Source organism: Actinophytocola glycyrrhizae (assembly GCF_042653545.1).
Classification (GTDB): domain Bacteria; phylum Actinomycetota; class Actinomycetes; order Mycobacteriales; family Pseudonocardiaceae; genus Actinophytocola; species Actinophytocola glycyrrhizae.
Genome location: NZ_JBHSIS010000020.1, coordinates 61,400 through 85,590, shown reverse-complemented (window position 1 = coordinate 85,590; position 24,191 = coordinate 61,400). Strand labels below are relative to the sequence as shown.

The 24,191-nt window shown below is 71.3% G+C and carries 24 protein-coding genes; 1 reads left to right on the top strand and 23 read right to left on the bottom strand.

Features of this window, described 5'->3' with window-relative positions:
* Window positions 1–95: 95 nt before the first annotated feature.
* From ACFPCV_RS28560 to ACFPCV_RS28545, 4 genes are read right to left on the bottom strand one after another with little or no spacing between them, the layout of a single operon-like run.
* A complete protein-coding gene (locus ACFPCV_RS28560; RefSeq protein WP_378059469.1) occupies window positions 96–1,004 on the bottom strand; it encodes a DMT family transporter in 909 nt (302 codons plus the stop codon).
* Between the two features lie 56 nt (window positions 1,005–1,060).
* Window positions 1,061–1,480 carry a transcription antitermination factor NusB gene (gene nusB, locus ACFPCV_RS28555; protein ID WP_378059468.1) on the bottom strand — a complete coding sequence of 140 codons (420 nt, stop codon included), beginning with the start codon at window positions 1,478–1,480 and terminating at the stop codon, window positions 1,061–1,063.
* Window positions 1,481–2,044 carry an elongation factor P gene (gene efp, locus ACFPCV_RS28550; RefSeq protein WP_378059467.1) on the bottom strand — a complete coding sequence of 188 codons (564 nt, stop codon included), beginning with the start codon at window positions 2,042–2,044 and terminating at the stop codon, window positions 1,481–1,483.
* 52 nt (window positions 2,045–2,096) lie between these two features.
* Window positions 2,097–3,188, bottom strand: a complete 1,092-nt coding sequence (locus tag ACFPCV_RS28545) for a M24 family metallopeptidase (protein WP_378059466.1) — start codon at window positions 3,186–3,188, stop codon at window positions 2,097–2,099.
* Between the two features lie 31 nt (window positions 3,189–3,219).
* Between ACFPCV_RS28545 and ACFPCV_RS28540 the strand changes: the two genes are divergently transcribed.
* Window positions 3,220–3,717: a B-4DMT family transporter gene (locus tag ACFPCV_RS28540; RefSeq protein WP_378059465.1), complete on the top strand. Its 498-nt coding sequence runs from the start codon at window positions 3,220–3,222 to the stop codon at window positions 3,715–3,717.
* On the opposite strand, the gene ACFPCV_RS28535 is transcribed toward ACFPCV_RS28540, so the two are convergent.
* The 19 genes from ACFPCV_RS28535 to aspS form a co-directional block, all read right to left on the bottom strand.
* Complete coding sequence (locus ACFPCV_RS28535; protein ID WP_378059464.1) at window positions 3,678–5,198, bottom strand: beta-xylosidase; 1,521 nt, start codon at window positions 5,196–5,198, stop codon at window positions 3,678–3,680. The two genes, ACFPCV_RS28540 and ACFPCV_RS28535, sit on opposite strands and share 40 nt — an antisense overlap.
* 76 nt (window positions 5,199–5,274) lie before the next feature.
* On the bottom strand, window positions 5,275–6,144 hold the full coding sequence (locus ACFPCV_RS28530; RefSeq protein WP_378059463.1) for a GNAT family N-acetyltransferase: 870 nt from the start codon (window positions 6,142–6,144) through the stop codon (window positions 5,275–5,277).
* Complete coding sequence (aroQ, locus tag ACFPCV_RS28525; protein ID WP_378059462.1) at window positions 6,141–6,569, bottom strand: type II 3-dehydroquinate dehydratase; 429 nt, start codon at window positions 6,567–6,569, stop codon at window positions 6,141–6,143. The genes ACFPCV_RS28530 and aroQ overlap by 4 nt, the downstream gene beginning before the upstream one ends.
* A gap of 165 nt (window positions 6,570–6,734) precedes the next feature.
* Entirely contained in the window at window positions 6,735–7,832 is a 1,098-nt protein-coding gene (gene aroB / locus ACFPCV_RS28520; RefSeq protein WP_378059461.1) for a 3-dehydroquinate synthase, read from the bottom strand.
* 58 nt (window positions 7,833–7,890) lie between these two features.
* Entirely contained in the window at window positions 7,891–8,079 is a 189-nt protein-coding gene (locus ACFPCV_RS28515; RefSeq protein ID WP_378059460.1) for a DUF397 domain-containing protein, read from the bottom strand.
* A gap of 14 nt (window positions 8,080–8,093) precedes the next feature.
* Complete coding sequence (locus ACFPCV_RS28510) at window positions 8,094–8,942, bottom strand: helix-turn-helix domain-containing protein (protein WP_378059459.1); 849 nt, start codon at window positions 8,940–8,942, stop codon at window positions 8,094–8,096.
* A 78-nt stretch (window positions 8,943–9,020) separates the two neighbouring features.
* On the bottom strand, window positions 9,021–9,533 hold the full coding sequence (locus ACFPCV_RS28505; protein ID WP_378059458.1) for a shikimate kinase: 513 nt from the start codon (window positions 9,531–9,533) through the stop codon (window positions 9,021–9,023).
* The gene (gene aroC / locus ACFPCV_RS28500; RefSeq protein WP_378059457.1) at window positions 9,530–10,711 is read right to left on the bottom strand and encodes a chorismate synthase; all 1,182 of its coding nucleotides are present in this window, start codon (window positions 10,709–10,711) and stop codon (window positions 9,530–9,532) included. The genes ACFPCV_RS28505 and aroC overlap by 4 nt, the downstream gene beginning before the upstream one ends.
* A 470-nt stretch (window positions 10,712–11,181) precedes the next feature.
* The gene (locus tag ACFPCV_RS28495; protein WP_378059456.1) at window positions 11,182–11,817 is read right to left on the bottom strand and encodes a prepilin peptidase; all 636 of its coding nucleotides are present in this window, start codon (window positions 11,815–11,817) and stop codon (window positions 11,182–11,184) included.
* A 119-nt stretch (window positions 11,818–11,936) separates the two neighbouring features.
* Window positions 11,937–12,785, bottom strand: coding sequence for a shikimate dehydrogenase (locus ACFPCV_RS28490; protein WP_378059455.1), 849 nt, complete (start codon window positions 12,783–12,785; stop codon window positions 11,937–11,939).
* Window positions 12,775–14,004, bottom strand: a complete 1,230-nt coding sequence (gene mltG / locus ACFPCV_RS28485) for an endolytic transglycosylase MltG (protein WP_378059454.1) — start codon at window positions 14,002–14,004, stop codon at window positions 12,775–12,777. The genes ACFPCV_RS28490 and mltG overlap by 11 nt, the downstream gene beginning before the upstream one ends.
* Complete coding sequence (ruvX, locus tag ACFPCV_RS28480) at window positions 14,001–14,495, bottom strand: Holliday junction resolvase RuvX (RefSeq protein ID WP_378060034.1); 495 nt, start codon at window positions 14,493–14,495, stop codon at window positions 14,001–14,003. Before ruvX ends, mltG begins: the two co-directional genes overlap by 4 nt.
* A 133-nt stretch (window positions 14,496–14,628) precedes the next feature.
* Window positions 14,629–17,298, bottom strand: coding sequence for an alanine--tRNA ligase (gene alaS / locus ACFPCV_RS28475; RefSeq protein ID WP_378059453.1), 2,670 nt, complete (start codon window positions 17,296–17,298; stop codon window positions 14,629–14,631).
* A gap of 70 nt (window positions 17,299–17,368) precedes the next feature.
* Window positions 17,369–17,689, bottom strand: coding sequence for a hypothetical protein (locus tag ACFPCV_RS28470; RefSeq protein ID WP_378059452.1), 321 nt, complete (start codon window positions 17,687–17,689; stop codon window positions 17,369–17,371).
* Complete coding sequence (locus ACFPCV_RS28465) at window positions 17,686–18,096, bottom strand: DUF948 domain-containing protein (RefSeq protein WP_378059451.1); 411 nt, start codon at window positions 18,094–18,096, stop codon at window positions 17,686–17,688. The genes ACFPCV_RS28470 and ACFPCV_RS28465 overlap by 4 nt, the downstream gene beginning before the upstream one ends.
* Before the next feature lie 186 nt (window positions 18,097–18,282).
* Window positions 18,283–19,623, bottom strand: coding sequence for a replication-associated recombination protein A (locus ACFPCV_RS28460; protein ID WP_378060032.1), 1,341 nt, complete (start codon window positions 19,621–19,623; stop codon window positions 18,283–18,285).
* An 86-nt stretch (window positions 19,624–19,709) separates the two neighbouring features.
* A complete protein-coding gene (locus tag ACFPCV_RS28455; RefSeq protein ID WP_378059450.1) occupies window positions 19,710–20,480 on the bottom strand; it encodes an SGNH/GDSL hydrolase family protein in 771 nt (256 codons plus the stop codon).
* 309 nt (window positions 20,481–20,789) lie between these two features.
* Entirely contained in the window at window positions 20,790–21,995 is a 1,206-nt protein-coding gene (locus tag ACFPCV_RS28450; RefSeq protein ID WP_378059449.1) for a hypothetical protein, read from the bottom strand.
* A 258-nt stretch (window positions 21,996–22,253) separates the two neighbouring features.
* The gene (gene aspS, locus ACFPCV_RS28445; protein ID WP_378059448.1) at window positions 22,254–24,059 is read right to left on the bottom strand and encodes an aspartate--tRNA ligase; all 1,806 of its coding nucleotides are present in this window, start codon (window positions 24,057–24,059) and stop codon (window positions 22,254–22,256) included.
* Window positions 24,060–24,191: the final 132 nt, after the last annotated feature.

Sequence of the window (24,191 nt, the reverse complement as noted above, 5' to 3'; positions counted from 1 at the left end):
CCCGGGTTCCGGGGAAGGTCGGTGCTGGCACTTGTGGTGCCACGCTGCGCGGGTGTGGGTGTCATGTCCTGAACGGCGTGGTCACGATCAATCGGCTAGCCGGTCTTCGCGGTCGCCGTCGGTTCGGGGGCGGGTGCCGGTGTGCGGGTGCCGGTGCGGGAGACCGCGACGCCCGCCAGGCACAGCGCGCCGCCCGCGAGCGTGACCCAGCCGGGCAGTTCGTCCAGCAGCAGCCACGACATCAGCACCACCAGCGCGGGCACGGCGTAGGTCGTCGCGCCCATCTGGGACGCCGACGTCCGTGCCAGGGCGTACGCCCACGTGGTGAAGGCCAGACCGGTCGGGAACACCCCGAGGTAAATCACGTTCAGCGTGGCCGACACCGGCGCCGTGGACACCTGGGTGACCAACTGGCCCGCGAACGGCAGGCACGCGACGGTCCCGACGAGACAGCCGAACGTCGTCACCTGCAGCGCGCTTCCGTGGCGCAGCGCGGGTTTCTGCGCCACGACACCGATCGCGTAGGTGATCGCCGCGACCACGCACAGCAGGACGCCGAGCACGGACGCGTGACCGTCGCCCGCCATGGAGAACCCGACCACCACCGCGCCGGAGAACGAGACCGCGATGCCCGCCAGCACCCGGGGGTTGAAGCCCTCCTTGAGCAGCCAGCCACCGAGCAGCGCGATCAGCACCGGCCCGATGTTCACCACCATCGCGGCGGTGCCCGCGTCGACCTCCTGCTCACCCCAGTTCAGCGCCACCATGTACAGGCCGAACCACAGCACGCCGGAGATCGCGATGCCCGGCCACGCCGCGCGCCGCGGCCAGCCCTCCCCGCGGATCACCAGGAACGCGACCAACACGATCGAACCGGACAGCAGGCGGCCGAGGGCCAGCGCGCCCGGTGCGTAGTGCTCGCCCGCGCTGCGGATCGCCACGAAGGCCGAAGCCCACAGGAACACGGTCACCGCGGCGGCGAGCAACGATCTTCTGTCGGTCATGGGCGCCAACCTATGCGGTGGCACCGACAGGCCGCGCGCGGTTTTCGGACCTGGCGTCAGAGCGTCGCGCGGAGCTGGTCGGCGATCGTCGCCAGCCTGCCGAGCACGCCGTTCACGAAGCGCGGGGAGTCGTCTGTGGACAGTGACCTGGCCAGCTGCACCGCCTCGTCGATCGCCACCGCGTCCGGGACGTCCGACGCCCACAGCAGTTCGTACAACCCGAGCCGCAGCACCGCGAGGTCCACGAACGGCATGCGGTCGAGCGTCCAGCCCTCCGCGTGCTCGGTGAGCAGTTCGTCGATCCGCTCGCGGTGCGCCACCACGCCCTCGACGAGCGTGGTGGCGTAGTCGTTCGGCGGCGGTTGCTCAGCGGCCTCGTTCCGCTCGCCGAGCAACCGGACCGGGTCGGCGTCGCGAAGTGCCGCCGCGTACAGGACATCGACCGCGCGCTTGCGAGCTTTGCTGCGCGCGCCCATCTACGAGCTGACTCGGCCGAGGTAGCGACCGTCGCGGGTGTCCACCTTAACCTTCTCGCCGGTCGACAGGAACAGCGGCACCTGGATCTCGGCGCCGGTCTCCAGCGTCGCGGGCTTGGTGCCACCGGTGGAGCGGTCGCCCTGCAGGCCGGGGTCGGTCTGCTGGATCACGAGCTCGACCGACGTCGGGAGCTCGATGAACAGCGGGTTGCCCTCGTGCGTCGCGACCGTCACGGTGCTGTTCTCCAGCAGGAACTTGGCGGAGTCACCGATGACCTCGGAGTCGATGTGCTCCTGCTCGTAGGTCTGGCCGTCCATGAAGACGAACTGGTTGCCGTCCTGGTACAGGTAGGTCATGTCGCGGCGGTCGACGGTGGCGGTGTCCACCTTGATGCCCGCGTTGAAGGTCTTGTCGACGACCTTGCCGCTCAGCACGTGCTTGAGCTTGGTGCGCACGAACGCCGGGCCCTTGCCGGGCTTCACGTGCTGGAACTCGACAACGCTCCAGAGCTGGCCCTCGAGGTTGAGCACCAGGCCGTTCTTCAGGTCGTTCGTGGATGCCACGGGGTCGTTCTCTCTCCTGGTCGGATCGTCTGCCGCGTCGTCTTCCGCGTCGCTACACGACGACGAGCTGTTTGGTCGTCAACGTGAGAAGCTCGGGATCGCCGTCCCGCACGACGAGCGTGTCCTCGATGCGGACCCCGCCCTTGCCGGACAGGTAAACGCCCGGCTCCACGGTGACTGCCATGCCGGCCGCGAGTCTACCTTCACCCGTCTTGGCCAGGGACGGTGCCTCGTGGATCTCCAGCCCCACCCCGTGCCCGAGCCCGTGGAGGAACTCGTCACCGCGCCCGGCGTCCACCACCACCCCACGTGCGGCGGCGTCGACGTCGGCCACCAGCGCACCCGGCCGCAACGCTGCCCGGCCCGCCGCCTGCGCGGCGGCGACCAGGTCGTACAGCTCCCGCTGCCACTGCGCGGGCGCACCGAGGACGAACGTGCGGGTCATGTCCGAGTGGTAGCCGTCGACCAGCGCACCGAAGTCGAGTTTCACCAGGTCACCGGTTGCCAGCTCGGCGTCGGTCGGCCGGTGGTGCGGAACGGCCGAGTTGGCGCCCGTCGCGACGATCGAGTCGAACGAGGGGCCGGCCGCGCCGTGGTCGAGCATGCGGCTCTCCAGCTCGCGCGCGACCTCGCGCTCGGTGCGGCCGGGCCGCAGCCCGCCGTGCTCGATGAGGTCGGCGAGCGCGCGGTCGGCGGCCGCGCACGCCATCCGCAGCGCCTCGATCTCGGCGTCGTCCTTGACGATCCGCAGCTCCTCGACGAGGCCCGCGGCGCGGACCAGCTCGGTCTTCCCCGCCTGCTCGGCGAGCACGTCGAAGTCGTCCACGGTGACGTGGTGGCTCTCGAACCCGGCGCGCCCGACCCGCCGGTCCGCCGCCACCTTCGCCAGCGCGGGCGCGCAGGGCCGCTCGATCAGGCGCTCCAGGTCGGGCACCTGCCGCGACGACTGCGTCAGGTACCGGCCGTCGGTGCAGAAGAGCGAGGTCCCGTCGTCCTGCGCCGACAGCAGCAGCGCGGCGTTCGACCCGGTGAACCCGGTCAGGTAACGCACGTTGCGCAGGTCGACGACGAGCAGGGCGTCCAGTTCGCGCTCGCGGAGGCGGGTCCGCAGGGCGGCGCGGCGGCGTACGTGCGTCTCGGGCATGTGCTCGACCTTATGGGCTTACCCTGTACCGATGCGAACGTGGCTGTTGCGCGGGGCGGTCATGGCCGTGGTGCATGCCGTGGCCGAGACCGTGCGCGCCGACTTCGGCGTGCACCACCCGACCTCGCGGACGTTGTTCGAGGCGCTCGTGCTCGGTGCGCTCGTCGGGGTGGCGGCCGTGTGGGGGGCCGTGGACCGGTGGCGGGATGTCGAGGACGCGGGCCGGGCGTGGCTGATCGGGTCGCTGGTCGCCGGGTGGTGCGCCGCGGTGCTCGCGGTGATCGGCAAGTCGGCGTTCGTGGACCAGACCGGGGTCGCCGACCTCGGCGGCGCACTGACCGGCGGTGCCGCGTTCACCGCGCTGCTGGTGCTGATCCCCGCGGCGATCGGCCTCGCGGCCGGGCACTGGATCAGGTCGTCGCGTCCCGCCGCCGACGAGGACGCCGAAGCAGACGCCCAGGAAAACGCCGAGGAAGACGAGGACGAGCCTCAGCGCGGCGGGCCGACCAGGTCGAGGCCGCGTTCGTAGCCGTCCCACTCCTGCGCGGTCGTCGGTCCCACCGCCGAGGAGTTCAGCGCCGCGACGTCCGCCGACGGGATCCGCCACACCCGGTCGTCCAGCAGGAACCCGATGCCCCGGTCGGGTGCCCACCTGGCGGGCACGCCGGGTTTGACGTGCGCGGCGACCTCGACCTCGGCCAACACCTCAGGGCGGCGCGCGAGGACGCGGACGGCGAGCTTCTCGGCGACGGACCTGCGGTCGAAGCGCACGATCTGCCCGCCGACGACCAGGTCCACGGTCCGGCTCGGTGAGGGGACGGCGAACCCGTCGAGCGCGAGCACGGCCCGTTCCGGTTCGGCGCAGGCGTCGAAGTCGGTCACGTCCAGACCGAAGTGCCGCAGCCCCGACGGCCCGGCGGGTGCCTCGTGGGTGGCGCGCACGAGGTCGATCGCGACCTTGCCGCACGGGTTGTCGAGCGACACGACCGCGTGGCCGTCCGCGCGCCGCACGAGACCGGGCCCCTCGCGCCACGGCCCCGGCAGCAGCAGCGGCTGGTAGGGGTGGAAGCCGAAATCCCGGTCCCAGAAGGTGATCGTGGTGCCGTCGCGGGTCTCGTGGGCGATGGCGAACGCGGCGAGCGCGTCCACCCACATCCAGTCCGCACTGAACGCGTCGACGACCGACCGGAGCCGGGCGCTGGTGTCGGCCACCGGCTGGAAACCGTCGGGCCCCAGCGCCTCCACGTGCCGGCCGAACGCCGGGTCCGGTGAGCGCAGCACGAACTGGCCCGCGCCGTTGTGGCCGGCGTGCTCGCCGGTGGTGTCGGTGAACATCAGGTAGAACCGCCCCGCGAGGTGGACCACCGACGGCTGCCCCGCGCCGTAGGTGTTGTCCCGCTTGACGTCCCGTGCCGCGGTGACGAGCGGGCGGCCGCCGTTGGCCCTGGTCCACACCCGGCCGTCGCGGCTGGTCGCGACACCGATGGCGTTGCCGTGGGCGTGGTCGCCCGCGGCGCCCGTGTAGTACAGGTAGTAGTTTCCGCCGACCTTGAGCACCGACGGGTCGCACGTGTGCATGGCGTCGAAGCGGGCCGCGCTCCCGGAGAACACCGGGGTGCCGCCACTCCCGTCGGGACCGCGGAACGGGCCGTTCATCGACCTCGACTCGGCGAGCAGGATGTCGTCGCCCGGCGGGTTCGCGATGCCGAGCTGGCTGCACCACCACATGCGGTAGCGCCCGCCGTCCCACAGGACCGACGGGGCGTAGTTGTAGGGGGCGTCGCCGGTGCCGTACGCGATCGGGCCGGGGCTCTGCCTGCCGGCGCGGGTCGTGAGCCGCACGGGGTCGATGGTGGCGGGGACCGCGGGTCTCGGCACTGGTGTCGCGGTGGGTGTCGACGGGTGGGCGGGTTCCGGCCCAGGGGCGGCCTCGCTGGTGGTGCAGCCGACGGTGAGCGCGGCTACGAGAGCGGTCGCGACGAGGTGTCTTCGACGGTGCGTGATGCGCATCGTGGAAGAACCTCCATATGTTGCCCCTTGTTCAGCCGAAGGACAGTGTAGGGATTACGCCGAGTGCTTGGGAGCGTCACGTACGGGTGGCGACCAGTTCCACTTCGAAACCGTCCGCGTTCTCCAGGTAGGCGGCGTAGTGGTCCGGGCCGCCCGCGTGCGGGTGGCGGTCGGCGAACATGAGCCGCCAGCCGTGTCCGGGTGCCGCCGCGGCGATCCGGTCGACGTCGGCGCGGGTGCCCGCGTGCAGTGCGAGGTGGTTGATGCCCGGCGCGGTCCGGTCGTGCCGGTCGCCGGTACGGGCGGCCGAGTCCTCGACGACGACGTAGCCGCCGCCCTTCCGCCAGCTCACGCCGCGGTCCCAGCGCTGGTACTCGCGCCAGCCCAGTCGCGTGAACAGCCAGCCGAAGCTCGCCGCCGCGGCCGGGAGGTCCGCGACCCACAGCTCGACGTGGTGCACGCCCTCCTGCGCGGCGGGCAGCGCGAGGAGGACGCGGTGGGGCGTGCCGTGGTGCACGTCGCCACCGATGTCGAAGAAGCCGACGCCGGCCGCGAACCGCCGTGCCCGCGTGTTCGCCTCGTCGACCAGCGCGAACACCGCACCGCGCAGTTCGAGACCGGTGTCGATCAGTGCGGTGGCGACCTCGGCCGCGAGCCCGGTGCCCCAGTGTTCGCGGGCCACGCACCAACCGGTCTCGAGGACACCGCCGGGCAGCTGCCGCGAGACGCGCAGGTGCGCCACCCCGGCCACCTCGCCGTCCTTCTCGACGACGAGGACACCGGTGCCCGGCGGACCGTCGTGGCGCAGGCCGCCGTCGACGAGCTCCCGCACCCGGTCCGGGTCGGTGAAGTCGCGAGCGAGGAAGCGGCTCAGCTCCGGGTCGGCGAGCACGTCGGTCAGCGCGCCGACGTCCCGCTCCTCGACCGGCCGCAGCAGGTGGGTCACCGGTGGTCGGCGAGCCAGCGGAGCGCGAGCGGGTACCCGTCGACCCCGAGACCGACGATGACACCGGTCGCGACCGCGGACAGGTGGCTGTGGTGCCGGAACTCCTCGCGCCTGTGCACGTTGGTGATGTGGACCTCGATCAGCGGCGCGGTCAGCAGCGCACAGGCGTCGCGGATCGCGATCGAGTAGTGGGTCCACGCACCGGCGTTGAGGACGACGGCGTGCCCGTGGTCGGCGGCCTCGTGCAGCCAGCCGATCATCTCGCCCTCGTGGTCGGTCTGGCGGACGGTGACGTCGAGGCCGAGGTCGCGGCCCGTCTTCTCGCACAGCTCGACGAGGTCGGCGTGGGTGGTGTGACCGTAGATCTGGGGCTCGCGCTTGCCCAGCCTGCCGAGGTTGGGGCCGTTGAGCACCAGCACCTTCATCGTCTGTCTCCTTCGCGGATCGATCGGGCAAGCCTAGCCAGCGGACCCGGCACGAAAGCCCGAGGCTGTGGACAACCCGCCCGCGGCGGCCCGCCGCTGTCGGTGCTCCCCGCTACGCTGGATGTCGGGGGGCCGACGGCCGCCCGCCGATCTTGCGGCGGCCGGTCACCGCACCGTCGTCAGGCGCTCGTACGCGGTGGCCAGCAACTCGGGCGCCGGGTCCTCCAGGCGTCCCGGCCTGGCCAGCGCGTCGAGGACGACGAAGCGGAGACAGCCCGCCCGGGTTTTCTTGTCGCCCAGCATGGCGCGCGTCAGGTCGGGCAGTGCGCCGGGTTCGTAGGTGGTCGGCAGCCCGATGGCGTCGAGCACGGTGCGGTGCCGGTCGGCGGTGGCGTCGTCGAGGCGGCCTGCCGCACGCGCCAGCTCCGCCGCGAACACGAGGCCGACGCTGACCGCCGCGCCGTGCCGCCACCGGTAGCCCTCACGGCGTTCGATCGCGTGGCCGAGGGTGTGGCCGTAGTTGAGGATCTCGCGCAGGCTCGACTCGCGCAGGTCCGCGGCCACCACGTCCGCCTTGACCTGGATCTTGCGGCGCACCAGCTCGGCGAGCACGGCACCGTCCGGGTCGAGCGCGGCCTTCGGGTCGGCCTCGACCAGGTCGAGGATCGCGGGGTCGGCGATGAAGCCGCCCTTGACGATCTCGGCCATGCCGGGCACCAGCTCGTCGGTGGGCAGGGTCCGCAGCGTGGTGAGGTCGACGAGCACCGTGGCCGGTTCGTGGAACGCGCCGACGAGGTTCTTGCCCGCGTCGATGTTGATGCCGGTCTTCCCGCCGACCGCCGCGTCGACCATGCCGAGCAGCGTGGTCGGCACGTTGACGAGACGGACCCCGCGCATCCAGCTCGCGGCGACGTATCCGCCGAGGTCGGTGACCGCCCCGCCGCCGAACGCCACGACGGTGCCGCCGCGGTCCATGCCCATCGCGGCGAGCGCGTCCCAGCACTGCCCGGCGACGGCGAGCGTCTTGCCTGCCTCGGCGTCCGGCACGGGCACGAGGTGGGTGTCGATCCCGTTGTCCAGCAACCGTTTCCTGGTCGCCTCCGCGTTCGCGACCAGCGTGGGCGGGTGCACGATCGCGACCTTGGGTGATCCGGCGACGGCGGCGACCACCTCGTCGGTGAGGTCGCGGCCGATCACCACCTCGTACGGACGGTCGGTCGCGACCCTGATCCGCACCGGCTCGGCTCCCGACTGGGTTGACACTGCCCACGCTCCCTCGTCCTCGGCTGTCCGGAGGTGAGCATGGCACGCCCGCCCGGCGCTACATCGAGCGGAGGAGCGCGGTGAACGCGGCGACCGGCACAGCGATGGGGGCGGCGGGGTTCTTGGAGTCACGCACGGCGACGGCGGGGCCTGCGAAGGCGATCTCGACGCAGTTGCCGTTGTCACCATTGGCCGTGCTGCGGCTGCTCTTGCGCCAGGACAGCTCGGCGAGATCCACTGAGGACACGGTGCTCGCCTCTTTCACGATGGTTCGGGCAGCTCGCCCGCGTGTCGCTCGATGAGCGCCACCGAGTCGGCTGGGTTCAGTGCCTCGCCCCGCAGCGAGTCGAACACCAGTCTAGCTTCCCGGACCTCGGCCTCATCCTCGATGTGCAGCGCCCCGGTCGCGTACTCGTGGTAGAGCAGATCAGGCTCCTCGGGCTCGGGGAATCCCAGGAGGGTGAAGCCGCCCTCCAAGGCGTTGGGTGAGCACTTCCGCTGTGGCAGCACATGGAGGGTGACCGTGGGCAGCTCAGCCATGATGATCAGGTGGTCGAGCTGCGCGCGCAGCACCGCCGGGCCGCCGATCTCGCGGGTCAACGCGGCCTCGTCGATCAGGGTAACCAGCTCCAACGGGTGCTCCCCGCTGGTGAGCCGTTGCTGGCGGATCCGCCGCACGGCGACCTGGCTGTCGACCCTCTCCGCGCTCCGTCGTCGGTGCGCGTGACCGAACAACGCGCGGACGTACTCCTCGGTGTGCAGGAGGCCGGGCAGGTGCATGCCCGGGTAGTCCCAGACGCGGTCCGCCTCGGTCTCGGCGTCGGTGTAGCCCATGTCCAGCACGCCGTAGGCGGTGAACCAGCTCGGTTTGAGGGCGGCGCGGACGGCGTCGAGGAGGTCGGGCTCGAAGCGGTCGTAGAGATCCATCATCGACCGGACCAGGTGCACGGTGGCACGGGTCTCGCCGCTCTCGACGCGGAACAGCGAGCTGCGGCTCAGGTCCAGCTTCGGGGCGGCGGCCTCCAGGGTCAGCCCTGCCGACTCGCGCAGGGCGCGCAGCCGCCTACCGAGACGGCGCCGACGAAGCGGTGGTTTGACGTGCGTGGTCACGAAACGAAACTCTCCCCGGGTGCTGACCGTGCGTGATCACATGATCGCACCGGGAAATCCGGTCCCGCCTTTCCCGGGTCAGGGCGAGACCGGCATCGTGGCGAGCACGTCGGCGAGGACGTCCTCGGGGGTGCGTTCGCTGGTCGGGATCGTCGCGACCGAGACGGCGGCGTAGACCGGCCTGCGGGTGTTGAGCAGTTCCTTCAGGTGGGCGCGTGGGTTCGGCAGCAGCCACGGGTGCAGCGTCACCAGGCCCTCGCGGCGCAGGAGCTGGTCGAGGTTCACGTCGAGGAACACCACGTGGAACGGTTTGAGTAGCTCCGCGACACCCGGTGCCGTCGGGGTGCCGCCGCCGAGCGCGAGAACGCCGTCGTGCCGGGGCAGCAGGTCGGCCAGGATCTCGCGTTCGGACTCCTGGAACCTCTCCCGCCCGAGCTTCACGACCAGCTCGCCCGCGGGGATGCCGTGGACGCGTTCGATGTCGTCGTCGAAGTCGCGGAACTCGAGCCCGAGCCGGTCGGCGGCCATGCGCCCGACGGTGGACTTACCCGACCCTGGCGGGCCGACGAGGATCAGTGCGGGACCGGTCACCAGCGCTCCTGCAGTGCTTTCAGGTAGGAATCGGCGTTGCGGCGGGTCTCGGCGATCGAGTCCCCGCCGAACTTCTCCAGCGCGGCCTCGGCGAGCACCAGCCCGACGACCGACTCCAGCACCACCCCCGCGCGGGGCACGGCACACACGTCGGACCGCTGGTGGATCGCCACCGCGGGCTCACCCGTCGCGGTGTCGATGGTCGACAGCGCACGGGGCACGGTCGAGATCGGCTTCATCGCGACCCGCGCCCGCAGCGGCTCCCCGTTGGTGATGCCACCCTCCAGGCCACCGGCCCGGTTGGTGCGACGGGTGACGCCGGGGTGCGCGGAATCCATCTCGTCGTGGGCCTTGCTGCCCCACCGGCGCGCGGTGGTGAACCCGTCGCCGATCTCGACACCCTTCATGGCCTGCACCCCCATGAGAGCGGCGGCGAGCCGGGCGTCGAGGCGCCGGTCCCAGTGCACGTGCGACCCCAGCCCCGGCGGCAGCCCGTAGGCGATGACCTCGATGACCCCGCCGACGGTGTCCCCTGCTTCCTTGACGGCCTCGATCTCGGCCACCATGGCCTCGGTGCCCGCGGGATCGAACGCACGGACGGGACTCTCGTCGATGGCGTCGAGGTCGCCGGGCCCCGGCAACGGCCCCTCTGGCGCGTCGGCGCCACCGATCGACACGACGTGGCTGATGATCTCCACACCCAGCAGCTGCCGCAGGAACTGACGGGCGACGGTGCCCAGCACGGTGCGGGCAGCGGTCTCCCTGGCACTCGCGCGCTCCAGCACGGGCCGCGCGTCGTCGAACCCGAACTTCTGCATGCCAGCGAGGTCGGCGTGCCCGGGCCGGGGGCGGGTGAGCGGCTCGTTGCGGGCCAGCCCCGCCAGTTCGTCGGCGGCCACGGGGTCGGCCGACATGACCTTCTCCCACTTGGGCCACTCGGCGTTGTCGATCCGCACCGCGACCGGCCCGCCCTGGGTCAGCCCGTGCCGCACCCCGCCGAGGAAGTCGACGCGGTCGGTCTCGAACCCCATCCGGGGGCTGCGCCCGAACCCGAGCCGCCGACGGGCGAGCTGCTTGTTCAGGTCCGTGGTCGTGACCTCGACCCCGGCGACCATGCCTTCGAGCACGGCGACCAAAGCAGGCCCGTGCGACTCACCAGCGGTGATCCAACGCAACACCCGACGATCCTGTCATGCCCGCCCGACGCGTCGATCGGCGGTCGTACGTTCACGTGGCAGCTCGACGGAACACTTGCGGATGTCGTGAGGGTGGGTTCTGGTGGCCTCCGAGGTTGGGGGTTGCGGTCGGTTGTCCTCGCCGGACGGGCAGGTCTCCGGGGTGGCGAGGGGTTGTTTGGCTGCGGTCGGGCGGGTCTGCCTGCCAGGTCGACGGGATGGCAGGGAGCCCCTATGGGTGGGCTTGCGGCACCGGCGGGGTTGCGCGGGCTGGGCCCCGCTTCGCGGGCCCGGGCGCTGCGCGCCCTGGCTTCGGTGCTGTGAAAGGCGCGTTGACGGCGTGGCAATGCCCTGAAAGGCGCGTTCAGGGCGCTGAGCGCCCTGAACGGCCCATCGACGGCACTGGTTGTGCCGTGAACGCGTCTTTCGGGGCGACGGGCTCGGCTCAGCCTTACCCAGCCGAACACGGAGGCTCAGCCCTGGATTGCCGGGAACGTGGCTATCAGGTACGTCGCGGCCAGGAGGGCTGGGCCGTGGGGGATGCCGGTGCGCCATCGGGCTCGGTGCCGTCGTGGGGCCAGGGCGTTCATGATCAGTGTCAGGATCGCGGCCAGTGTGGTGCCCACCAGTACCGCGGGCCAGCCCACCGCGCCCAGTACCGCGCCCTGGCTGCCCGACAGCTTCACGTCGCCGCCGCCCATCGCTGTGGGCCACAGCAGGTGGACTGCCAGGTACAGCATTCCCAGCGCCGCGCCGCCCAGTAACGCGCCTTCCAGCGTCTGCCAGCCGGACTGGGTCGCTGCCAGCGTTGTCGCGACCGCTGTCGCCGGGTACGCCGCCAGTGTCAGCGCGTCGGGCAGTCTTCGGTGTTTCAGGTCGACCACCGTCAGTGTCACCGCGAACCACGCCACCACCAGTGGGATGGGCAGCCACCACCACGGGAGGTTGCCCGCTTCGACTCGCCAGCCCGCCAGTGCCCACAGTGCGGCGACGGCAGGCGCACACCATCCTCTGTGGACAGTCGCGCCTCTGCGGAGCTTTGCCAGCAGGGCCTGACCGAGCACGCCCGCGGTGGCGCCCGCGACAGCAAGGAGGAGTGCGAGGTTCATGGTTCCACGGTCCACTGGGGAGCGTGGAATGACAAGGAGAAGGCCGAGCGAATGGGACTTTCGTTCGGGTTTCTTACCTGCGCACTGCGAGTGTCCTTTGTGGACGCGTTCTGTCGGCTTCAGAGCGGCAGCGGCAGGATCCCGCCCGTCGCCGTGTGCAGCGCGTCGCGCATCGCCTGGCGGGGGGCCGCCTTCCCGGTGAACTGTTCCACCTGCCCGAAAGCCTGGTGCAGCAACATGTCCAGGCCCGTCGCCACGTGGCCGCCGTGTGCCGCCACCGCGGTCGCCAGCGGGGTCGGCCACGGGTGGTAGATGACGTCCAGCAGGAACGGGGCGCCGCCGAGCGCCGCCGGGGACACCGCGTCCGGCGGCGCCGTGTTCACCAGCACCGACGAACCCGCCACCAGCGCCGGGAAGTCCGCCGCCGCCCACGCCACTACCTCGAGCTTCACGCCCACCGCCGCCGCGCACGTTCGTGCCGCCTCCGCGCGGGCGGGATCGCGCACCACCACCGTCGCCGACGACACGCCCAGTTCCGCGAGCCCGGCGATGGCCGCCCGTGCGGTGCCGCCCGCGCCCAGCACCACCGCCGACGACCCCGAGCCGAAACCGGCGGCCCGCAGCGCACCCGCCACGCCCTCGACGTCCGTGCAGTCCGCCGCCCAGCCGTCGTCGCGGCGTACCAGCGTGTTCGCCGCGCCCACGGCCTTCGCCCGGTCCGTTGCCCGGTCCGTTGTCGTCGTGGCCAGGGCCAGTGCCGCGCCCTTGCCGGGCATCGTCACCGACAGGCCGACCCACGACTCGTCCAGGCCCGCGACCAACTCGGGCAGCTCGGCCTCCGACGCCTCCAGCCGCGTGTACGTCCACGGCAAGCCCAGCGCCTCGTACGCGGCGCCGTGCAGCACCGGCGACAGCGAATGCGCTACCGGCTTGCCCGTGACCGCGGCTCGCCGGACGTCAGTAGGCACCGTTCTCCTGGGCCTTCACGCGGTTCGCGTTGTGCTCGTCGTTCGTCACCGCGAAGCACGACGTGCCGTCCTTCTCGCACTTGACGAAGAACAACCACTCACCGGGCTCCGGTTTCACGGCGGCGTCCAGCGCCGTCTTGCCCGGCGCCGAGATCGGCGTCGGCGGCAGGCCGGTGTTGTCGTAGGTGTTGTACGCCCCGACCTTGTCCCGGTCCTCCGGGTTCGTCCGGATCGCCGGGCGGTCCAGCACGTAGTTGATCGTCGAGTCGTACTGGAGCCTCATCGACTCACGCAGCCGGTTGTACGTCACCCTGGACACCTTGTAAAAGTCCTCGGTGATGGCCTCCTTCTCCACCAGCGACGCCATCACCAGCACCTGGTACGGCGTGTACCCGGTGTCCTTCGCGATGTCCGGCAGCCCGGCGGCCTGCATCTGCGTCGCCGACTCGGTCACCAGCTGCGTCCACAGCTCCTCCGGCGTCGAACCCGGCTTCACGTGGTACACGCCCGGCATGATCAGGCCCTCGAGCCTGCGCTGCGGCTCCGCCTTGCTCGCGTCGGGAACCGCCCACTCCGGCACGCCGAGCTTGGCGAGGTCCGCGGTCTTGGCGACCTCGGCGAGCTGCTCCGCTGTCACGCACGTGCTCTTGCCGTTCAGCTCGGCGCAGGAGGCGTCGGCGAGCATCGTCGTGATGCCCTTCACCACCTTCTCGTCGCCGAGGATGATGTTCTCCAGCTGGGCACCCGGCTTGATCTCCATGGCACCCACCCGCGACGCCGGGTCTACGATCTTGTCGACCGCGGCGGCGCCGGACGCCTTCGTCTTCATCACGTAGTAGCCGGGCTGCACGCCACGCACGTCGGCGTTGCTCTCCGCGGCCGCGACGAACGCACGCGAGCTGGCCACGACCCCGCTGTCGACGAGCGTGGCGGCGATGTCGCCGGTCGAGTCACCGTCGTTCACCTGGACCACGACATCGGTTTCGCCCTGCCCGGCGAAGTCCTCGTAGCCACCGATGCCGGTCAGCTGCTGGTAGCCGTAGTAGCCGCCCGCCGCGATCAGCGCGAGCACCACGACCATGCCGATCCACAGCCCGGTCCTGCGCCGCTTCCTCGGAGGCGGCGGTGGCTTGCGGCCGCCCCGGTCACGCCGCACCGGCCGGTGCCGTTCCGTACGTGCGTCGGAGAACAGATCGAGGTCGTCGTCGTGTTGAGTCATCGCTCCTGCGCCTCCGGGGGCGTCCGGCGTGCCCGCCCGTCAAGCCAGGCCTGCAAGATCTCGACGGCCGCCGCCTGGTCGACCACCGCCCGCTGTTGCTTTCCACGCACTCCGCGGTCGCTGAGCATTCTGGTGGCGCTGACCGTAGTCAAGCGTTCGTCGGCCATTCGCACAGGTACCGGGCGCACCCGGCGCGCGAGTTTCCTGGCGTACGCGGTCGCGATCGCGGCCGCCTTGCCATGACGGGCCGCGAGCGTCCTGGGTAACCCGACCACCACTTCGACCACCTCGTGCTCGACAACGAGCTCGGCCAGACGATCGAGGTCACTGCCCGAGCGTTCGTCCCGAGACAGGGTAACGAGTGGCGTCGCGAGCACGGGACCGGGATCGCTCAGCGCGACCCCGACCCGCACGGATCCGACATCGACCCCGAGCCTGCGGCCGGCCCCCGGATCACCGGATCCCACTAGTCCGCCTCCCCGCCATTCAATGTTCCGGTCGCGCCCCGGACGAAAGGTGCGGTTCGGTCACGTGCATGTGGCTGGTTCGCGTCACGTTCCCCTGAGGTGCGGTTGCGCAGGCCTCGCCCTGAGACGACCTTCAGGTCTGCACAGCGGGTGTCGGTCATGGGGTTGCCTCGGAGATCGCCTTGCGCAGCGCCGCGACCGCCTCGGGGATGCCCGCCGCGTTGCCGCCACCGCCCTGCGCGAGGTCGGGCTTGCCGCCGCCACGACCGCCGATCGCGGGCGCGAACGATGGCACCAGCTTGCCCGCCGCGAACCCCGCGTCCCGCGCCGCCTTCGTGGTCGCGACCACGAAGTTGACCTTCTGGCCGTCCGCCGAGAACAGCGCCACCACCCCGGACCGCGTGCCGAGCCGGTTACGTACCTCGGACGCGAGCTGGCGCAGGTCGTTGCCGCCGATGCCGTCCGGCGTCGCGACCGCGACGAGCGCGGTGCCCCGGACGTCCTCCGCCGCGTCCGCGAGCGTGCCCGCCGACGACAGGAGCTGCGCGCCACGCAGCTTCTCCAGCTCCTTCTCGGCGGTGCGCAGGCGCTCCACGGTCTGGCCGATGCGCTCCGGCAGCTCCTCGGGACGCACCTTGAACTGCTCCGCGAGCTGACCGACGAGCACGTGCTCGCGCGCGAGGAACCGGAACGCGTCCAGGCCCACCAGCGCCTCGACGCGGCGCACCCCCGCACCGATCGACGCCTCGCTCAGCAGCTTCACCACGCCGATCTCGCCGGAGCGGTGCACGTGGGTGCCGCCGCACAGCTCCTTGCTGTAGTCGCCGATGGTGATGACGCGGACCTTGTCGCCGTACTTCTCGCCGAAGAACGCGATCGCGCCCGACTTGCGCGCCTCGTCGAGGCTGACGATCTCCGAGCGCACCTCGTAGTCGTTGAGCAGCACGTCGTTGACCTCGTCCTCGACGTCCGCGATCACGCTCGGCGCCACCGCACCGCCCGGCGAGGTGAAGTCGAACCGCAGTCTGCCCGGCGCGTTCAGCGAACCCGCCTGCGCCGCCTGCGTGCCGAGCGCGCGCCGCACGCCCGCGTGCACGAGGTGCGTCGCCGAGTGCGACCGCGAGACCGCGCGGCGGCGGGTCGAGTCGACCTCCGCGTGCGCGGTCGCGTCGAGCAGCACCTCACCGGAGACCACCTTGCCGCGGTGGACGTTCAGGCCCGCGACGGGCGACTGCACGTCGCGCACCTCGACGACCCAGCCGTCACCGACGATCTTGCCGGTGTCCGCGAGCTGGCCACCGCCCTCCGCGTAGAACGGGGTGCGGTCGAGCACGACCTCGACCTCCGCGCCCTCGCCCGCCGACACCGCCGACTGGCCGTGCGACAGCAGGCCGACGACCCGGGACTCGGTCGAGAGGTCCTTGTAGCCCAGGAAGTCCGTGGTGCCGTGGGTGTCGAGGATCGACCGGTACGCGCCACCGTCGGAGTGGCCGACCTTGCGCGACGCCGCGTCCTGCTTCGAGCGCTGGCGCTGTTCGGTCATGAGGCGGCGGAAGCCCTCCTCGTCGACCGTCAAGCCCTGCTCCGACGCCATCTCCAGGGTCAGGTCGATCGGGAAGCCGTAGGTGTCGTGCAGCTGGAACGCCTTGTCGCCGGGCAGGACCGCGCCGCCGGCGGACTTCGTCTCGCTCGCCGCGAGGTCGAAGATCTTCGAGCCGCTCGACAGTGTCTGGAGGAACGTGTCCTCCTCCTGGCGCACCACACCGTCGATACGGTCGAACTGCTCGACCAGTTCAGGGTAGGCCGGGCCCATCGTGTCGCGGACGACCTTCGCGAACTCGCCGAGCACCGGCTCGTTCACACCGAGCAGGCGCACGGAGCGGACGATGCGGCGCAGCAGGCGACGCAGCACGTAGCCACGCGCCTCGTTGCCGGGGGTGACGCCGTCACCGATCAGCATGACGCCCGACCGCGCGTGGTCCGCGATGACGCGGAACCGCACGTCGTCGAGGTGGTTGGCGCCGTAGCGGCGGCCCGACATCTCCTCCGCCCTGGTGATCACCGGGCGGACGAGGTCGGTCTCGTAGACGTTCTCCACGTCCTGCAGGAGGAACGCGACCCGCTCGATGCCCATGCCGGTGTCGATGTTCTTCGCGGGCAGCTCGCCGATCGGCGGGTGGTCCTTCTTCGGGGACAGCTCGCCGCGCTCGTCCTGCATGAAGACGAGGTTCCAGATCTCGAGGTAGCGGTCCTCGTCCGCGACGGGCCCGCCCTCCTTGCCGAACGCGGGGCCGCGGTCGTAGTAGATCTCCGAGCAGGGACCGCCGGGACCCGGCACACCCATGTCCCAGTAGTTGTCCTCGCCGCCCCGGCGCTGGATGCGCTCGTCGGGCAGACCCGCCACCTTGCGCCACAGCTCGATCGCCTCGTCGTCGGTCTTGTAGACCGTGACCCAGATGCGGTCGGGGTCGAAACCGTAGCCGCCTTCGGACTGCGGCGAGGTGACCAGCTTCCAGGCGTGCTCGATCGCACCTTCCTTGAAGTAGTCGCCGAAGGAGAAGTTGCCCGCCATCTGGAAGAACGTGTTGTGGCGGGTCGTCTTGCCGACCTCGTCGATGTCGCCGGTGCGCACGCACTTCTGCACGCTGGTCGCGCGCGGGTATGGCGGCGGCTCCTCACCGAGGAAGAACGGCTTGAACTGCACCATCCCCGCGTTCACGAACAGCAGGTTCGGGTCGTCGAGGATGAGGGAGGCACTGGGCACGAGCGTGTGCCCGTTGCTCGTGAAGTGTTCGGTGAATCGCTTGGAGATCTCGTGTGTCTGCACGGGTCAGGTCCTTGGGTCGAGAGGAGTCGGAGGCCGGCCAGGCGGACAGCGCGGCGCTACAGGGCGCGGCTCAGCTGCCCGCCCTGTTAGCTCGCGTCCCGCTCGACCGAGCAGGCCGGTGCCGCTCGTCCCGGACGCCGAGGGCGTGCCGCGCCACCGGGCTGACCCCGGACCGCTGCTCCACCACCTCGGTCAACTCCTCTTCCCGCTCGGACATGCCCGCGCGGACGTCGGCACCGAAGGAGCCGATCGCGCCCGCGAGCTCGCTGATCGCTTCCCCCAGGTTACCCGCGATGCCTGCCGGGGTCGCCTGCTTTGCCGTCTCCTTGGCCTTGCGCGACAGCGCGACGCCCGCGACCATGCCGACACCGAGCCAGAAGAGCCGCTTCACGACGTGACTCCCTTGCGCTTCCCGCGCCGAGCGTGCTTGCCGTCGGTCTCGCCCTTGGCCTTGCGTCGGGCCTTCAGCGCCTTGCTGACGCCGTAGGAGAACGCGGCGGTCTTGACGAGCGGGCCACCGAGCGTCGCCGTGAACACCGACGTCAGCGCCGAGACGTTGCCGGTGACGGCCTGCGTGTTCGCGGTGATGCCGTCGACCCGCTCCAGCTGCGAGTTCACCCGGGTGAGCGTGGTGTTGGCCTCGGTGAAGATCGGGTCGGTGTTCATGTGCGCCTTGCGGATCGCGATGGTCGCCTCGTCGAGCGTGCGCCCGAGCTTGATCAACGGGATCGCCAGCAGCAGAACGAGCAGCACGAACGCGCCGGCCGCGATCAGCGCGGCGATCTGCCCTGCTGACACGAGCCCTCCAAGGTGTGAGTGGTGCGGAAATGCCGGTCAGGTTACCGCGCGACCCCGACACCGGCCCGTTCGGCTCAGGTCAGCGGACCGGTGTGTCCGTCCGGTGCGCGGCGTGGGTGTCCCGGTCGGCGCGGGGCGGTTCGAGCAGCGCCCGCCCGGTGCCGTCGGTGCCCGGCTTCGCCGTCGTCACCTGTTTCCCCTGATGGCGCGCCGCAGCTTCGGGACCCGCTCGGCGAGTGCGCGCTCGGCGCCGCGCTGGGTCGGCTCGTAGTAGTCCTTGCCGACCAGCTCGTCCGGTGGGTACTGCTGTTCGAGCACGCCCTCCGGCACGTCGTGCGGGTAGCGGTAGCCGGTGGCGTTGCCCAGTTTCTTCGCACCCGCGTAGTGGCCGTCGCGCAGGTGCGCCGGGACGGTGCCGACCGCGCCCTGGCGGACGTCGGACATGGCGGCGCCGATGGCCGTGGTCACCGCGTTCGACTTGGGCGCGGTCGCGAGGTGGACGGTGGCGTGCGCCAGGTTCAGCGCGCACTCCGGCAGGCCGATCAGCTGCACGGCCTGGGCCGCGGCGGTGGCGGTCTGCAACGCGGTCGGGTCGGCCATGCCGACGTCCTCGCTCGCGTGGATCACGAGCCTGCGTGCGATGAACCTCGGGTCCTCCCCCGCCTCGATCATGCGCGCGAGGTAGTGCAGCGCCGCGTCGACGTCCGAGCCGCGGATGGACTTGATGAACGCGCTGACCACGTCGTAGTGCTGGTCGCCCTGCCGGTCGTAGCGGACGGCGGCCTTGTCGACGGTCGACTCGACGGTCGGGAGGTCGATCGTGCCGTCATTGGTGGCCAGTGCCGAGTCGGCGGCCGCCTCGAGCGCGGTGAGGGCGCGGCGGGCGTCGCCACCCGCGAGCCGGACGACGTGGTCCTCGGCGTCGGCCGCCAGCGTGACGGCGCCGTCCAGCCCGCGTTCGTCGGCGACAGCGCGGCGCACCAGGGCGCGGACGTCGTCGTCGGTGAGCGAGCGCAGCTGCAGCACCAGCGAACGGGACAGCAGCGGCGAGACCACGGAGAAGAACGGGTTCTCGGTGGTGGCGGCGACCAGCAGCACGATGCGGTCCTCGACGGCGCCGAGCAGCGCGTCCTGCTGGGTGCGGGAGAAGCGGTGCACCTCGTCGATGAACAGGACCGTGGACTCGCCGGAGTGCGTGAGGCGGCGGCGCGCCTCCTCGATGACGCCGCGGACCTCCTTCACCCCCGCGGACAGGGCGGACAACGCGACGAACCGGCGGCCGATCGCGCTGGACACCAGCATCGCGAGGGTGGTCTTGCCGGTGCCGGGCGGGCCGTACAGCATCAGCGACGCCGGTGCCGCGCCCTCCACGAGCCGCCGCAGCGGCGCGCCGGGACCGAGCAGGTGGTCCTGGCCGACCACCTCGTCGAGCGACGCGGGCCGCATGCGGACAGCGAGGGGCGCGTTCGCGCTCACCCGCTCCTTGCCGCCGGGGTGTCGTCGCTCCTCCGGCGCGGTGTCGAACAGTTCCAGGTCGAGCCCATCGTCCACGCCCGCGACGCTACCCGGAGGGCGAACCGGGCCGCTGACGACCTCGCACGGCACCTGCCCGGTCAGCCGTCCCGGCGGAACGGCGTCAGGTCCGGGCGCTTGGCCACTCGGCCGGTGCCAGAGGAGATGCCGCGCAGGCGTCGGCCCAGCCACGGGCCGAGGAACCCGCTCAGCCAGCGCATCTCCGCCTGGATCGTCGTCAGCCGGGCCGGGCGCGGCAGCTCGGGGAGCGGGTGGGTCCACGAGTCGTCGGCGCCGGGCAGGTCCAGTGCGTGCGCCATCGAGTCCGCGATGCGCTGGTGGCCCACGGGGCTCGCGTGGAGGCGGTCCGGTGACCAGATGCGGGCGTCGGTGGTGACGTCCACCGCGAACGTCTCGACGACCCGCACCCCGTGGCGGGCCGCTGCCTCGCGGATGCGGGCGTTCAGCGCGAGCACACGCGGCACCAGCGGCTTGGCCAGCGGGGCGATCCTGGCCACGTTGGGGAAGGTGACGGTGCCGACGTCGGCGCCGGTGGCCCGCAGCGACGCGAACATCGCCGCCATGTGCCCGGCCACCAGATCGACGTCGCACTTGGGGCGCAGCACGTCGTTCAGGCCCGCGACGACGGTCGCGAGGTCGGGCTTCAGCTCGAGTGCCCGCGCGAGCTGCTCGGCGTGGATCTCACCGGCGAGCTTGCCGCGCACCGCGAGGTTCGCGTAGCGCAGGTCCGGGTTCAGATCGGCGAGACGGGCCGCGAGCCGGTCGGCCCAGCCGCGCAGCCCCGTGTCGTCGTCACCGTCGCCGAGCCCTTCGGTCTGGCTGTCCCCGATGGCCACGTACCGCTCGTACACCTGCGGCTCCTCACCCTCACGACGTCTGCGGGACCAGCGTAATCGCCGCCGCTGCCACTCCGTTGGTGTTGGCGTCGTGGCGGGGTTTGTCCTCGCCGGACGGGCAGGTCTCGGGGGGGGTGGAGAGGTGGTTCGGCTGCGGTTGACGGCGTGCTGAGTGCCCTGAAAGGCGCGTTCAGGGCACTCAGTGCCCTGAACGCGCCTTTCAGGGCACTGGGGTCACTGCCGCGCTGCAGGACTACGTCCGGGTACGGCGCCGCGCAGATCGCGGCGAACACGTCGAATTTCGGGGAGGCGGTACCCGGTCGGTCAGCGGCGGAACGCCGGGTAAACCGCGAGGATCGGGTCGTCGTCGAACCACCGCTTGCGCAGCCGGTCGCCCACCGCGGCCGCGTGTTCGGCCACCGCGTCCGAACCGGCCAGCAGCGCGTCGTCGGCGAGGCGGCGCCAGCGGTCGGTCAGCACGTGGGTCTCCGGCGGGGTGTCCGACGGCAGCGTCGAGTGTGTCTGCGCGGCGTGCGGCTGCGAGAAGAACTGCCACGTGGTCAGCCACACCCAGAACAGCTGCGCGTCGAGCAACGCGGGCAGCAGCACCGAGTCGTCGTCCAGGTCCGGCCACACCACCCGGACCTCGGCGCGCCAGCCGGCGAGCATCGCGTCGGTCATGCCGTTGGGCAGCGCGAACGGGCACCAGCACGACGGGAACGGCACCCGCAGGTACGCCGCGTCGAAGATCGCGTTGCGCACGCAGCCGCCCTCGAGGTCGAGGAACCGCACGCCCCGGTTGGTGATCAGGTTGTTGTCCGGGCAGGAGTCCGACGGGCTGAACGCGCGGTGCCTGCCGGTTTCCAGGAGCTTTCGGCTGCGCTCCGCGCATTCCAGCACGGCGACCGACGTGACGACGCCCAGTTCGGCCGACAGCAGGTCCGGCAGGTCGTTCAACGCGGCCGCACCGTCGATGGCGAGCGGGTCCTTGAAGTCCGGGACGGTGAGGCGCCGCTGCAGCGCGTCGAAGTCGGCCTCCCTGCCCGCGGTGGTCGCGTGCAGCCTGCCCAGCGACCGCGCGTAGGACAGCAGCGCGCGTTCCGCGGCGCGTGCGTCGTCGCCGAGCAGCTTGTCCGCGAGCGTCGGGGCGCGGCCGAGATCCTCCAGCACCAGCAACCTGCTGACCGGATCATGCGCGAACAGCTCGGGGCACATCCTGTCCTCGGAGGCGAGCGCGGTGAACAGCTGGTAGCTGGCCGCCTCCCGCACGAAGCTGTCGCAGTGCTCGTCGGGCGGTTGCAGGTAGCGCTTGAGCACGAGTGTCTTCGGCAGCGAGAACGGGCTCTCCGCCACGCGTACCCGCACCACACAGGACCGCCGGGAACCGCCGAGGTCCTCGGGCTCCGTCAGCCGGATCCGGACGCCGAACCGTCTGCTGAGCACGGATTCGGCCGCGACCATGGTCGCCAGTACTTCGGGATCCGCTTCACCACCGAGTGCCGGTGGGTCGGCGGCGGTTTCCACACTCATCTCCTCAAACCCTACTCCCGCTCGTACCACCGACCGTAGTCATGTCCATCGATCAAGTAGCCACAGTTCTTCGGATAAATAACGAACACAGCTTCGTGTCAGGACGAGCACCGCCCGAAACGGGCAGCCGGCGGGCGCGGGCCCGTTCGGACGCGGCAACCGGCCTCCCGCATCGGCTGCCGTCCACGTGGCACGGCGCTAGAGGAGGTCGGTCACGAGCCGCGGGGAGCGGCTCCGGGGTGCGCCGCGGCCTGGCGATCACCGCCCGGCGTGCTCCGCCTTGTCGGCCTTCGGCTGCGCGGGCTTGAAGTCCACGCCTGCCTCCTTGCGCTGCTCCGGCGTGATCGGCGCGGGCGCGGCGGTCAGCGGGTCGTAGCCGCCGCCGGTCTTCGGGAAGGCGATGACGTCGCGGATCGAGGGCTCACCCGCGAGGAGCATGACCGTGCGGTCCCAGCCGAAGGCGATGCCGCCGTGCGGGGGCGGGCCGAACTTGAACGCCTCCAGCAGGAAGCCGAACTTCTCCTCGGCCGCCGCCTCCGAGATGCCCATCACCTCGAAGACCCGCTTCTGCACGTCGGCCTGGTGGATACGGATCGACCCGCCGCCGATCTCGTTGCCGTTGCAGACGATGTCGTAGGCGTAGGCCAGCGCGTTGCCGGGGTCGGACTCGAACCGGTCGATCCAGTCCGGGTTCGGCGAGGTGAACGCGTGGTGCACCGCGGTCCAGCGGCCGCCGCCGACCGCGACGTCACCGGCACTGCGGGCGGCCTCGGCCTCCTCGAACATGGGCGCGTCCACGACCCACACGAACGACCACGCCGACTCGTCGATCAGGCCGAGCCGGTGGCCGATCTCGACGCGGGCCGCGCCGAGCAGCGCACGCGCCTCGGCCGGGGTGTTGGCCGCGAAGAAGACGCAGTCGCCCGGGTTGGCGCCGGTGACCTTGGCGAGGCCGTCGCGCTCGGCCTCGGACAGGTTCTTGGCGACCGGGCCGCCCAGTGTGCCATCGGCGTTGACCAGCACGTACGCGAGACCCTTCGCGCCACGCTGCTTGGCCCACTCCTGCCACGCGTCCAACTGCCTGCGCGGCTGGTCGGCACCGCCCGGCATGACGACCGAGCCGACGTAGGGCGCCTTGAACACGCGGAACGGCGTGTCCTTGAAGTACTCGGTCAGCTCGGTCAGCTCGAGACCGAACCGCAGGTCGGGCTTGTCGGTGCCGTAGCGGGCCATGGCGTCGGCGTAGGTCATGCGCTGGATCGGCAGCTGGATCTCGTGGTCGGCCAGCTCCTTCCACAGCGCCGCGATGACCTTCTCGCCGAGCGCGATCACGTCGTCCTGCTCGACGAAGCTCATCTCGATGTCGAGCTGGGTGAACTCGGGCTGGCGGTCGGCGCGGAAGTCCTCGTCCCGGTAGCAGCGGGCGATCTGGTAGTACCGTTCCAGGCCACCGACCATCAGCAACTGCTTGAACAGCTGCGGCGACTGCGGCAGCGCGTACCAGGAGCCGGGCTGCAGACGGGCCGGGACCAGGAAGTCGCGGGCGCCCTCCGGGGTCGAGCGGGTCAGCGTCGGGGTCTCGACCTCGACGAACTTCTCGGCGTGCAGCACCTCGCGGGCGATGCGGTTGGCCTCGCTGCGCATGCGCATGGCCCGTGCGGGGCCGCCGCGGCGCAGGTCGAGGTAGCGGTGGCGCAGGCGGACGTCCTCGCCGACGGTGAGGTGCTCGTCGAGCTGGAACGGCAGCGGCGCGGCCTCGCTCAGCACGGTCAGCTCGGTGACCAGGACCTCGACGCCACCGGTGGCGATCTCGGGGTTCTCGTTGCCCTCCGGCCGCCTGGCGACCTCGCCGGTGACCTTGATGCAGTACTCGGCGCGCAGGCTGTGCGCCCGCTCGGCCATCTCACCCTCGCGGAACACCACCTGCGCGACGCCGGACGCGTCGCGCAGATCGACGAAGATGACTCCACCGTGATCGCGCCGGCGGGCGACCCAACCGCTCAACGTGACGGTCTGTCCGGCGTGCTCGGCGCGAAGCGTCCCGGCCTCGTGCGTGCGGATCACGGCGTGCTCTCTCCTGTCGAGGGATGATGTGACTGATAGAGGCTAGCCAACGACCGTGCTGTTCCGTCCAGCAGGTTTCCGGCGCTACGATCACCGTGAGCACCTACACGGTCACGGGTGGATTTAACGTGT